We start from the raw sequence: 12,087 nt of genomic DNA on the forward strand, positions 1-12,087 counted from the left end.
TAAAGGGACGTTATCGCATGGAACAGATTGCAAAACCGCACTGCGGCGCCAGGCTGGACAGGCTGCCTGATTGTCGCTGGCATACGTCGATGTTTGCTATGGTTGCCTTCGGATTATTGGTTTGCTGGAGTAATGCCGTTGGCGGATTAATTCTCGCGCAGTTAAAAGAACTTGGTTGGACCGATAATTCTACCACCGCCACGTTTTCCGCCATTACTACGGCGGGCATGTTTCTTGGTGCACTCGGTGGGGGAATTATTGGCGATAAAACCGGGCGTAAAAACGCGTTTATCCTGTATGAAGCGATTCATATTATTTCCATGGTAGTTGGCGCGTTTTCACCCAATATGACCTTTCTGATCGCCTGTCGTTTTGTTATGGGGATTGGTTTAGGCGCGTTGCTGGTAACCCTGTTTGCTGGGTTTACCGAATATATGCCAGGCCGGAATCGGGGCACCTGGTCCAGTCGGGTCTCGTTTATTGGCAATTGGTCTTATCCGCTCTGTTCACTGATTGCGATGGGGTTAACGCCACTGATCAGTGCGGAATGGAACTGGCGCGTACAGTTGTTGATACCGGCGGTACTGTCGCTCATTGCAACCTTTATCGCATGGCGCAGTTTCCCGGAGTCGCCCCGCTGGCTGGAGTCCCGCGGACGCTATCAGGAAGCTGAACAGGTGATGCGGGTCATTGAGGAAGGCGTCATTCGACAGACAGGTAAGCCACTACCGCCGGTCGTGACAATCGATGATGACAAACAACCGCGTTCAGTTCCGTACTCCGCCTTATTAACGGGAGTATTGTTAAAACGTGTGGTTCTGGGCTCTTTTGTACTGATCGCCATGAACGTTGTGCAGTACACCTTAATTAATTGGTTACCGACAATATTTATGACTCAGGGGATTAATCTGAAAGACTCCATAGTCTTAAATACTATGAGCATGTTCGGTGCGCCGTTTGGGATTTTCATCGCCATGCTGGTAATGGATAAAATCCCAAGGAAAACGATGGGCGTAGGATTATTAGTGTTAATTGCCGTGCTGGGTTATATCTATTCGCTGCAAACCAGCATGTTGCTAATCACATTAATTGGTTTCTTCCTGATTACCTTTGTCTATATGTACGTTTGTTATGCCTCCGCGGTATATGTTCCAGAAATATGGCCGACTGAAGCGAAGCTTCGCGGTTCTGGACTTGCGAACGCGGTAGGCCGTATCAGTGGTATCGCCGCCCCATATGCGGTCGCTGTATTACTTAATAGTTATGGCGTGACGGGGGTGTTTGTACTGCTGGGCGCCGTCTCAATTATTGTCGCTGTTGCTATTGCCACCATCGGAATTGAAACAAAAGGCGTTTCTGTCGAGAGTCTGGGAATTGATGCGATAACCAACAAATAATATTGATGGGAAATGAAATGAAAAACTCAAAAGCGATATTAAAAACCCCAGGTACGATGAAAATCATCGACGCCGATATCCCAGTACCTAAAGATCATGAAGTGCTTATTAAAGTTGAATACGTTGGTATTTGCGGTTCAGACGTTCATGGTTTTGAATCAGGCCCCTTTATTCCGCCGAAAGATCCCAATCAGGAAATAGGTCTTGGGCATGAATGCGCTGGTACGGTGGTCGCAGTAGGGAACCGCGTGACCAAATTTAAACCTGGCGATCGGGTTAATATTGAACCAGGCGTACCGTGTGGTCACTGTCGCTACTGTCTTGAAGGGAAATATAACATCTGTCCTGACGTCGATTTTATGGCCACACAGCCAAATTATCGCGGCGCGCTAACGTACTATCTGTGCCACCCAGAGAGTTTCACTTACAAGCTCCCCGATAACATGGACACGATGGAAGGTGCGTTGGTGGAGCCTGCGGCGGTCGGCATGCATGCTGCAATGCTCGCAGACGTTAAGCCGGGCAAGAAAATCGTCATTTTGGGGGCTGGATGTATTGGTTTAATGACCCTACAAGCCTGTAAATGTTTGGGGGCTACCGATATCGCTGTTGTTGATGTTCTGGAAAAACGTCTGGCGATGGCCAAACAGCTTGGAGCTACGGTCGTTATCAACGGGGCAAAAGAGGACACCGTTGCCCGCTGCCAACAGTTTTCCGGCGATATGGGGGCGGATATTGTTTTCGAAACAGCCGGTTCGGCTATCACCGTTAAGCAGGCGCCATATCTGGTAATGCGCGGTGGGAAAATCATGATCGTGGGCACTGTGCCGGGTGATTCAGCGATTAATTTCCTCAAAATTAACCGTGAAGTCTCAATTCAAACTGTTTTCCGTTATGCCAATCGTTATCCAGTCACCATCGAAGCCATCTCCTCCGGGCGTTTCGATGTGAAGTCGATGGTGACGCATATTTATGATTATACAGATGTTCAGCTCGCGTTTGATGAATCCGTCAATAACAAGCGCGAGATTATTAAAGGCGTTATTAAAATCAATCATTAATTAATTGAAAAGGGAGAAATAATCATGCTGGCAGATATTAAATATTGGGAAAACGATGCCCAAAATAAACATTATGCGATTGCCCACTTTAATGTGTGGAATGCTGAAATGCTAATGGGGGTTATTGATGCGGCGGAGGAGTCTAAATCACCGGTGATCATCTCCTTCGGTACGGGTTTTGTGGGTAATACCTCGTTTGAAGATTTTTCGCACATGATGGTTTCTATGGCGAAAAAGGCCTCAGTACCGGTTATCACGCATTGGGATCACGGACGTAGCATGGAGATCATTCACAACGCCTGGGTCCATGGTATGAACTCTCTGATGCGTGATGCATCTGCATTTGATTTTGAAGAGAATATTCGTCGGACCAAAGAGGCTGTGGACTTCTTTCATCCGCTGGGCATTCCGGTCGAAGCGGAGCTGGGGCATGTGGGGAATGAAACGGTATATGAAGAGGCGCTGGCGGGTTATCACTATACCGACCCGAGCCAGGCTGCAGAATTTGTTGAGCGTACCGGCTGTGACTCTTTGGCGGTGGCGATTGGCAACCAGCATGGGGTGTATACCTCAGAGCCAAAACTGAATTTCGAGGTTGTTGAGCGCGTACGCCAAGCGGTATCTGTTCCACTGGTGCTGCATGGTGCGTCCGGGATTAGCGATGCGGATATTAAAAAAGCCATCTCATTAGGCATCTCTAAAATCAATATTCACACCGAATTGTGCCAGGCGGCAATGGTGGCGGTGCGCGAGAACCAGAATCAGCCATTCCTGCACGTTGAACGTGAAGTGCGTAAAGCAGTAAAAGAGCGAGCATTGGAAAAAATCAAACTATTTGGCTCTGACGGTAAAGCGGAATGACAATATGGATAATATCGAGGTTATTTGTATAGGTGCTGCAATTGTTGACATTCCCTTGCAGCCGGTGAGTAAAAATATCTTTGATGTAGACTCTTATCCGTTAGAACGTATTGCCATGACTACCGGGGGCGACGCAATCAATGAAGCGACGATTATTTCCCGTCTAGGGCATCGTACTGCGTTAATTAGCCGGGTAGGGGATGATGCGGCAGGTCATTTTATTCTCGACCACTGCCGTCGGGAGAACATTGATATTCAGAGTCTGAAACAGGATGCGGGTATTGATACTTCCATTAACGTGGGTTTAGTTACAGCTGATGGTGAACGCACCTTTGTCACCAACCGCAACGGCAGCCTGTGGAAACTGAATATAAACGATGTTGATTTTGCTCGATTCTCTCAGGCAAAGCTGCTGTCGCTGGCGAGTATTTTCAACAGCCCGTTGCTCGACGGCGAAGCATTAACGGCGATTTTCACTCAGGCGAAAGCGCATCGGTTAATTATTTGTGCCGATATGATCAAGCCACGACTTAATGAAACGCTGGACGATATTCGCCACGCTTTGAGCTACGTAGACTATCTGTTTCCTAATTTTGAGGAAGCCAAACTGCTTACCGGCAAAGAGACGCTGGATGAAATTGCCGACAGTTTCCTGGGCTGCGGTGTAAAAACGGTAGTGATTAAGACCGGCAAGAGAGGCTGCTTTATTAAGCGAGCCGATATGAAAATGGAGGTCCCGGCGGTGTCGGGAATAACTGCCATCGACACCATTGGCGCGGGCGATAATTTTGCCTCGGGATTTATCTCCGCGTTACTTGAAGGCAAGTCGCTGCGCGAGTGCGCACTGTTTGCTAACGCGACGGCGGCAATATCGGTACTGAGCGTGGGCGCCACGACGGGCGTAAAAAACAGAAAGCTGGTTGAACAACTTCTTGATGAATATGAAGGGTAATAACGGCAGATGAAAAAGATTCCTTTAGGCAGTACGGATATTATGCTTTCCCGCATGGGATTAGGGACATGGGCGATTGGCGGCGGTCCGGCATGGAACGGCGATCTCGATCTGCAGGTTTGTATCGATACCATTGTCGAGGCGCATCGCTGCGGTATTAATTTGATTGATACTGCACCAGGTTACAATTTTGGTAACAGTGAAGTCATCGTTGGGCAGGCGCTGAAAAAGTTACCGCGCAAAGATATCGTGGTCGAAACTAAATGCGGCATCGTCTGGGAGAGAACGGGCAGCCTTTTTAACAAAGTGGGCGATCGGCAGTTGTATAAAAATCTCACACCCGAGTCGATTCGCGAAGAGGTCGATGCCAGTTTGCAGAGGCTGGGTATCGAGAGCATTGATATCTATATGACCCACTGGCAGTCGGTCGAACCTTGTTTTACGCCGATTGCGGAAACCGTAGATACGCTGAATGCACTTAAGAAAGAAGGCAAAATTCAGTCTATCGGTGCCGCCAACGTGGATGCAGGGCATATCAGGGAGTATCTTAAACACGGCCAGTTGGATATTGTGCAGGCCAAGTACAGTATCCTTGATCGCGCGCTGGAGGCTGAATTGTTGCCGTTATGCCAGCAGCATGGCATCGTCGTGCAGGTTTATTCACCGCTCGAACAGGGGCTACTGACTGGAACAATCGCACGGGATTATGTTCCGGGCGGCGCACGGGCCAACAAAGTTTGGTTCCAACGGGAAAATATGCTGCGGGTGATTGATATGCTCGAGCAATGGCTGCCATTGTGTGAAAAATACCGTTGCACGATCCCCGCGCTGGCGTTGGCGTGGATTTTAAAGCAAAGCGATTTAATCACCTTACTGAGCGGTGCTACCGCGCCTGAACAGGTTCGTGAGAATGTCGAGGCGTTGACCATTGCCCTGACTGATAGCGATTCATCATTGATGAGACAAATGGCAGAAGCGTTGGATATAAAATAAGCCAGATGGTAATGACCTCTGTTTCTGTGTAAAAGAGTACTAAATCTGTGATTCAGACATGTTCTTTTGAAAATAAACATAGCCTGTGAGATACTTGGGTCTTATTATTACTTTGCAGGAAACAGAGGTGTCATTGTGGCGGCAAAAGACAGGATTCAGGCCATTAAGCAAATGGTGGCTAATGATAAGAAAGTGGCGGTATCTAATTTAAGTTCCATCTTTCAGGTAACAGAGGAAACAATTCGCCGCGATCTGGAGAAGCTGGAAGATGAAGGTTTTTTGACCCGAACTTATGGTGGTGCGGTACTTAATACCACCGCGTTGTCTGACAATATTCATTTTTATAAACGTGCAAAGTCTTTCTTTGAAGAGAAGCAGATCATTGCCCGTAATGCATTACCGTTTATTAAAAATAAGACCACCATGGCCGCAGACTCCAGCAGTACGGCGATGGAGTTATTAAAGCTGTTGAAGGAAAGAAACGATCTGACGTTGCTAACTAACTCGGCTGAAGCATTTCATGAACTGGCTCAGTCGGAAATTAACGTCGTTTCCACCGGCGGCGAGTTGAATAAGAATACGCTGTCATTACAGGGAAGGATTACCAAGGAGATCATCAGTCGCTATCATGTTGATATTATGGTGATGAGCTGCAAAGGTCTTGATATGCAGAGCGGGGCGCTTGACTCTAATGAAGCGGAGGCGGAAATCAAAAAAACTATGATCCGCCAGGCGGCTGAGGTGGCTCTGTTGGTTGATCACTCAAAGTTTGATCGTAAAGCTTTCGTCCAACTCGTGGACTTTAGCCATATTAATTACCTTATAACCAATAAGGCACCGGGTGCAGAGTGGATTGCGTTTTGCAAAGAGAATAATATTCAACTCGTTTATTAATTTTAACATTTCTCGTGTCGATATTATTTTAGTTTGCACCTGGAAAATGCCATAAAAATATAATGATGATGGATGGCGCGGCAAAATTACCTCTGCCGCGATCGCCATACTTTCTATTTAGTTGAACTTGAGGCATCCAGATGGAACAATGTGACCCTATCGGTGCAAGATTAGATCGCTTACCCTTATCGCGATTTCATTTTCGTATTTTTGGCATTATTAGTTTTAGTTTATTAGTCACCGGTTTCCTCAGTTATTCCGGGAACGTAGTATTGGCGAAATTAGTCAGTACCGGTTGGTCTAATAATTATCTCAACGCAGCATTTACCTCAGCGCTGATGTTTGGCTACTTTGTTGGTTCGCTAACCGGAGGCTTTATTGGTGATTATCTTGGTCGACGCAAGGCATTCCGCATTAATTTGCTGATTGTTGGGGTCTCTGCTTGCGCTGCAACCTTTATGCCCAATATGTACTGGCTTATTTTTTTCCGTTGTCTGATGGGGATTGGAATGGGGGCGCTGATTATGGTGGGCTATGCCTCATTTACCGAATTTATTCCGCCTGCGGTACGTGGGAAGTGGTCTGCTCGCCTGTCATTTGTTGGTAACTGGTCGCCGATGTTGTCCGCGGCAGTGGGTGTCGTGGTGATTGCCTGGTTAAGCTGGCGGGTGATGTTTTTGCTCGGTGGCGCGACAATGCTGTTGGCCTGGTATCTGTCCGGAAAGTACTTTATCGAATCTCCCCGTTGGCTGGCTGGTAAGGGACAGAGAAGTGAAGCTGAAAAACACCTCGTACAGGTGGAGTCGCAAATTGAGATAGAGAAAAATATCACCTTACCCTCCTGTCAGAGCAATTACCTGACGGCAAAATCTGGCGTGAAAAGTGGTTCATTTTGGCTATTGTTCAAGGGACCGATGTTGCGCTGTACGCTGGTGGCGATCACCGTGCTTATTGCGATGAATATTTCGCTTTATACCATCACAGTATGGATCCCAACGATTTTTGTTAATTCGGGAATCGATGTGACGAAGTCTATCTTTATGACCGCGATAATTATGATTGGCGCGCCCGTTGGGATATTCATTGCCGCGATGATTATCGATCGTTTTCCACGGCGATTATTTGGTTCATTCTTACTCGTTATTATCGCGCTGCTCGGATATTTCTATTCGATTCAAACCGAAGAGTGGGCCATTTTGAGTTACGGGTTGGTGATGATCTTTTTTCTGTATATGTATGTTTGCTTTGCCTCTGCGGTATATGTCCCAGAGTTGTGGCCGACACATCTTAGATTACGTGGTTCGGGTTTTGTGAATGCAGTAGGCAGGATTGTCGCAGTGTTTACGCCCTATGGCGTTGCAATTCTGTTGACACGCTATGGCTCGATCACTGTCTTTATCGTGCTGGGCGTTATGTTGGTATTTTGCGCGCTGATTCTGTTGTGCTTTGGCATCGAAACACGCAAAGTTTCGCTGGAAGAAATTTCAACCCTGGCCTGAGATAACGCGCCGACAGGAGCGATCCTGTCGGCGTCGCTTACGGTTGTGTTTCCAGCCAGTCATCCAGCGTATACAGGGTTGCACCCGCCGCCGCCATTTCCATAAAGGCGTTTGCGCTGTCCTGAGGGTGAATATTGACGCCACGACAGCCATCGGTGATGACGCTGACGGCGTAGCCAAGATCGAGCGCATCCAGAACGGTAAATTTTACGCAATAATCGGTAGCCAGCCCCATGATAACAAGCTCGGCAACGCGATGTTCCAGCAGCCATGCGTTCAGCGCGGTTGCCTGACGACGATCATTATCAAAAAACGCGCTATAGCTGTCGACCCGCGGGTTTTCGCCTTTAGTGAACGTTTGAGCTATCGCGCGCTGGTTAAGCAGAGGATGCAGGGCAGCCCCTTCGCTGTTTTGCACACAATGATCGGGCCAGAACGTCTGCGCCAGGCCATCCAGTTGTCCCTGACTGTAAGGCGCGACCTGGTGCTGGCTGGCAAAACTACCATGATTAGCCGGATGCCAGTCCAGACTGGCGACGATGGCGTCACCGCGTGTGGCGCACCAGTCAATCAGGCGGTTGGCAATATCGATTGTGCTGTCACCTTGCGGGACGGCGAGGGCGCCGCCTGCACAAAAATCATTTTGTAAATCGACCAACAGTAAGGCGCGGGCCATGGGTGTAGACTCCTTATTCGTCTGGGGTGAGCTCGCCACGCAGATTTTGCGACATTGCTTGACGAATGCTCTGCGTATCCAGCCCCTGACTCAACAAATAGTGCAGTTTGGTGAGCGTTGCTTCGACCGTCATATCCGCGCCGCCGATAACGCCTGCATGTGCCAGCGCGTTCCCCGTCGCATAACCGCCCATGTTTACCTTGCCAGACATACACTGCGTAAGGTTAACCACCACGATACCGCGTGAGCTGGCATCTGCAAGCTCTTGTAGAAACTCTTTATTCTGTGGCGCATTACCCACGCCGTATGAGCGTAAAATTAATGCTTTAACTGGCTGACGCAAGAAGTTGCGTACCACATCGGCGGAGATCCCAGGATAAATAGTCACCACGCCAATCGGTTGTGGCGTGATAGGGTGAACAATCAGCTCACCTGTACCGTGAGGCGCAGGGGGCGTTCCCAGTCGACGGATATGGATCCCAGCTTCCAGCAGAGGGGCAAGATTGGGGGAGGCAAAGGCGTCAAAACCATCGGCGTGCGCTTTGGTGGTACGGTTACCGCGAAACAGTCGATTGTTGAAAAACAGGGTCACTTCGTTGATCGGGTAATTAGCTGCAACGTAGAGCGCATTCAGCAAATTAATTTGTCCGTCGGAGCGCAATTCTGCCAGCGGAATTTGTGACCCTGTCACAATGACCGGCTTACCAAGATTCTCCAGCATAAAAGAGAGCGCCGAAGCCGTAAACGCCATGGTGTCTGTACCGTGCAGGATGACAAAACCATCGTAATCGTCATAGTGCGCTTTAATATCTTCCGCAATATGTTGCCAGTCTTCCGGCGTCATATCGGAGGAATCCATCAGCGGATCGTATTCATGGATGGTGAAGTCTGGCATCTCAGGGCGGTGGAATTCTGGCATCAATGCCAGTTGGCGCTGAAGATGACCCGAAACGGGGATATAGCCCTGTTCTGAGCGCTGCATACCAATGGTACCGCCGGTATAGGCAACGTAAATCGATTTCTTTTGCATGGATTTTTCTTCTGTTCCAAAGAAAAACCCCTCTTCATCCCGAAGAGGGGTTAACAGTTAACGAACGTTGGCGCAGGTCAGGCAAAACGCATAGCGGTTTTGCGGATCGTTAAACGCGGCCAGCTTATCGCTTTCAGCTTTTACCGTATTTGCCGCAGAAGCCAGCGGAGCCGGAAGCATTGCCTGAATGGCAGCAGGCAGCATGGCGCGAACCGAACCTGACATACTGTCCATGACCATATCAACGAAAGTTGGCTCATCCTGGTAATACTCAATGTGCCATTGTTTCAGTTTGGCCAGTTCAGCCGCTTTGGCGACGGCGTCGTCAAAATCCCCCAGACTGTCGACCAGACCGTTGGCTTTCGCATCCTGGCCGGTCCAGACGTGGCCCTGAGCGATTTTGTCAATCTGCTCTGGCGTTGTCTTACGTGCATCCGCGACCAGCGTGATAAAGCGCTTATAGCCGTTCTCGATGCTCAGTTGCATCATTTGCTGCACTTCAGGCGGTAACGCTTTGGTGATGGAAATGTCCGCCAGCGGGGAGGTGGCGACGCCGTCGGTATGTACGCCAATGGAATCCAGACTGTTTTCCACGGTGTTAATCACGCCAAAGATCCCGATTGAACCGGTCAGCGTGCTGGGGTTAGCCACAATGTAACTGGCTGGCGTGGAGATCCAGTACCCGCCTGATGCCGCCATGCCGCCCATCGACACGACGACCGGTTTGCCCGCCGCTTTTGCCGCAGCCAGTTCAGCGCGGATCACTTCGGAGGCGCTGACGCTGCCGCCAGGACTGTTCACTCGCAGAACAATGGCTTTCACCTTCGGATCAAGACGCGCTTCGCGAATCTGCGCGGCAGTAGTGTCGCCGCCCACATTACCCGGGGTTTCTTCACCGTCCATAATCGCGCCATTCGCGAAGATGACGCCAATGCTCTCTCCGGTATCCGCTGGGGTTTTCAGCGAGTAATCGTAGTAGCTGACGGCGCGGAAGTTTTTATCCGCTTTGCTCCAGCCGAACTGTTTGGTCAGTATTTTTTCGACTTCGGCGCTGGAGGCGAGTGCATCCACCAGTTTGTTGTCGAGCGCGTATTTTGCGGTATCACCCTCGACTTTTGTCAAACCTTCCAGCATCGCCTGCGCGCCTGGGAACACCTGCTGGGCTGGGATCTGACGGTTTGCGGCTACCGTATCGAGATAGTTCTGCCACAGCTCGCCGATCCAGCGGCTATCGGCCTCGCGCGCAGCAGGGGACATATCATCGCGGATGAATGGTTCTACCGCAGACTTATAGGTACCGACGCGGAACACGTGCGTTGAGACTTTCAGTTTATCCAGCAGGGACTTGTAGTACAGACCGTTAGTGGCAAAACCGTGCAGATCAACGGACCCCTGCGGAGAGAGGTAAATTTTGTTGGCAAAACTGGCGAGGTAATATTGCCCCTGGCTGAAGTTATCGCCCACGGCAAAGACCGGTTTGCCGCTGTCGCGGAATTCCCGCAGCGCTTTACCGATGTACTGCATTGAAGGCTGGTCGGCCCCGGCAAAGTTTTTCAAATCCATCACGATGCCGGTGATGTTGCGGTCATCTTTCGCCTGGCGAATGGTATTCACGATATCAAACAGGGAGTTTTCCTGCAGTCGATCAGAACTGGCGCCAAACAGTTGACGGCCAATGACGCTCAAGCGGCTGGTGCTCGAAGGTTTGTCGACAATCACGCCCGAGATATCCAGCAGCAGCGCACCACGCTCAGCGTGTTCACTGGTGTTGCTGCTACTGACCTGCATCCAGATCCCTACGCCAACCAGCACCAAAAAGATGAAGAACAGGTTAAGCACAAATTCACGGACGAAATTGAGTAATCGCCACGTCCATTTAAAAAATCCGGCAATAAATCGCCACAGGGTTCGCATGTATTCTCCCTACCGATTAACAACACGCCACCCGGTTATCCCGAAAAAGGCGTTAAGATGTGGCTATCGTAATGACCCGACAGGCACTTGTCAGCAGGAATCACCGCCTGTGCTGTAACAAAATCCGCTCACGTGTTAATTTTGTGAATAAATCTCATTGTTGGAGTTAAACAAATGGATGCACTCGAATTACTCACCACCCGTCGTAGCGCTTCTCGTCTTGTCGAACCGGCACCAGCGGGAGAGCAACTGCAAAACATTCTGCGGGCGGGAATGCGCGCGCCAGACCACAAAACGCTGCAACCGTGGCAATTCTTTGTCATTGAGGGGGACGGGCGCGAACGCTTTAGCGCCGTGCTTGAAAAAGGCGCTATTGCCGCAGGCAGCGACGAGAAAGCTCAGGAAAAAGCGCGGACGGCACCGTTTCGCGCCCCGCTGATCATTACCGTCGTCGCGAAATGTGAAGAAAACGACAAGGTTCCGCTGTGGGAACAGGAAATGTCCGCCGGTTGCGCGGTAATGGCCATGCAGATGGCCGCTGTCGCTCAGGGCTTTGGCGGTATCTGGCGTAGCGGCGCATTAACGGAAAGCGCGGAAGTTCGCGAAGCGTTTGATTGTCGCCCGCAGGATAAGATCGTCGGTTTTCTCTATCTGGGCACGCCGCAGCTCAAAGCGTCCACCACGATCAGCCCTGCCGATCCAAGCGCATTTGTTCGTTATTTCTGATATCAACGGCAAAACTGTCTGGATTATGAGCAAAGACACCTGAATTCAGACAGTCACTCTTACCACATCATGGAATGAGCGCTA

General features: G+C 49.9%; 11 protein-coding genes. 8 read left to right on the forward strand and 3 right to left on the reverse strand.

What is annotated here, in order from left to right; genetic code table 11:
- Positions 1-17: 17 nt before the first annotated feature.
- The 7 genes from ACVXHP_RS02885 to ACVXHP_RS02915 all read left to right on the forward strand — a co-directional run bounded on the left by ACVXHP_RS02885 (position 18) and on the right by ACVXHP_RS02915 (position 7,657).
- Complete coding sequence (locus ACVXHP_RS02885; protein WP_304698091.1) at positions 18-1,397, forward strand: MFS transporter; 1,380 nt, start codon at positions 18-20, stop codon at positions 1,395-1,397.
- A gap of 17 nt (positions 1,398-1,414) precedes the next feature.
- Complete coding sequence (locus ACVXHP_RS02890; RefSeq protein ID WP_447570809.1) at positions 1,415-2,458, forward strand: NAD(P)-dependent alcohol dehydrogenase; 1,044 nt, start codon at positions 1,415-1,417, stop codon at positions 2,456-2,458.
- 24 nt (positions 2,459-2,482) lie between these two features.
- Positions 2,483-3,319, forward strand: coding sequence for a ketose-bisphosphate aldolase (locus ACVXHP_RS02895; RefSeq protein ID WP_447570810.1), 837 nt, complete (start codon positions 2,483-2,485; stop codon positions 3,317-3,319).
- Positions 3,320-3,323: 4 nt separating this feature from the next.
- The gene (locus ACVXHP_RS02900) at positions 3,324-4,271 is read left to right on the forward strand and encodes a carbohydrate kinase family protein (RefSeq protein WP_304698097.1); all 948 of its coding nucleotides are present in this window, start codon (positions 3,324-3,326) and stop codon (positions 4,269-4,271) included.
- 9 nt (positions 4,272-4,280) lie between these two features.
- Positions 4,281-5,264, forward strand: a complete 984-nt coding sequence (gene ydjG, locus ACVXHP_RS02905; RefSeq protein WP_447570811.1) for an NADH-dependent methylglyoxal reductase — start codon at positions 4,281-4,283, stop codon at positions 5,262-5,264.
- A gap of 135 nt (positions 5,265-5,399) precedes the next feature.
- Positions 5,400-6,158: a DeoR/GlpR family DNA-binding transcription regulator gene (locus tag ACVXHP_RS02910; RefSeq protein ID WP_286549756.1), complete on the forward strand. Its 759-nt coding sequence runs from the start codon at positions 5,400-5,402 to the stop codon at positions 6,156-6,158.
- Positions 6,159-6,298: 140 nt separating this feature from the next.
- Positions 6,299-7,657, forward strand: coding sequence for an MFS transporter (locus tag ACVXHP_RS02915; RefSeq protein ID WP_447570812.1), 1,359 nt, complete (start codon positions 6,299-6,301; stop codon positions 7,655-7,657).
- 37 nt (positions 7,658-7,694) lie between these two features.
- On the opposite strand, the gene pncA is transcribed toward ACVXHP_RS02915, so the two are convergent.
- From pncA to sppA, 3 genes are read right to left on the reverse strand one after another with little or no spacing between them, the layout of a single operon-like run.
- Positions 7,695-8,333 carry a bifunctional nicotinamidase/pyrazinamidase gene (gene pncA, locus ACVXHP_RS02920; protein ID WP_447570813.1) on the reverse strand — a complete coding sequence of 213 codons (639 nt, stop codon included), beginning with the start codon at positions 8,331-8,333 and terminating at the stop codon, positions 7,695-7,697.
- Positions 8,334-8,346: 13 nt separating this feature from the next.
- Positions 8,347-9,363: an asparaginase gene (ansA, locus tag ACVXHP_RS02925; protein WP_447570814.1), complete on the reverse strand. Its 1,017-nt coding sequence runs from the start codon at positions 9,361-9,363 to the stop codon at positions 8,347-8,349.
- A 57-nt stretch (positions 9,364-9,420) separates the two neighbouring features.
- On the reverse strand, positions 9,421-11,277 hold the full coding sequence (sppA, locus tag ACVXHP_RS02930) for a signal peptide peptidase SppA (RefSeq protein WP_200006665.1): 1,857 nt from the start codon (positions 11,275-11,277) through the stop codon (positions 9,421-9,423).
- Positions 11,278-11,451: 174 nt separating this feature from the next.
- Here sppA and ACVXHP_RS02935 point away from each other — a divergent pair, with 174 nt between their 5' ends.
- The gene (locus ACVXHP_RS02935; RefSeq protein ID WP_447570815.1) at positions 11,452-12,003 is read left to right on the forward strand and encodes an NAD(P)H nitroreductase; all 552 of its coding nucleotides are present in this window, start codon (positions 11,452-11,454) and stop codon (positions 12,001-12,003) included.
- Positions 12,004-12,087 lie beyond the last annotated feature (84 nt).

The organism is Citrobacter freundii complex sp. 2025EL-00176 (assembly GCF_053309355.1).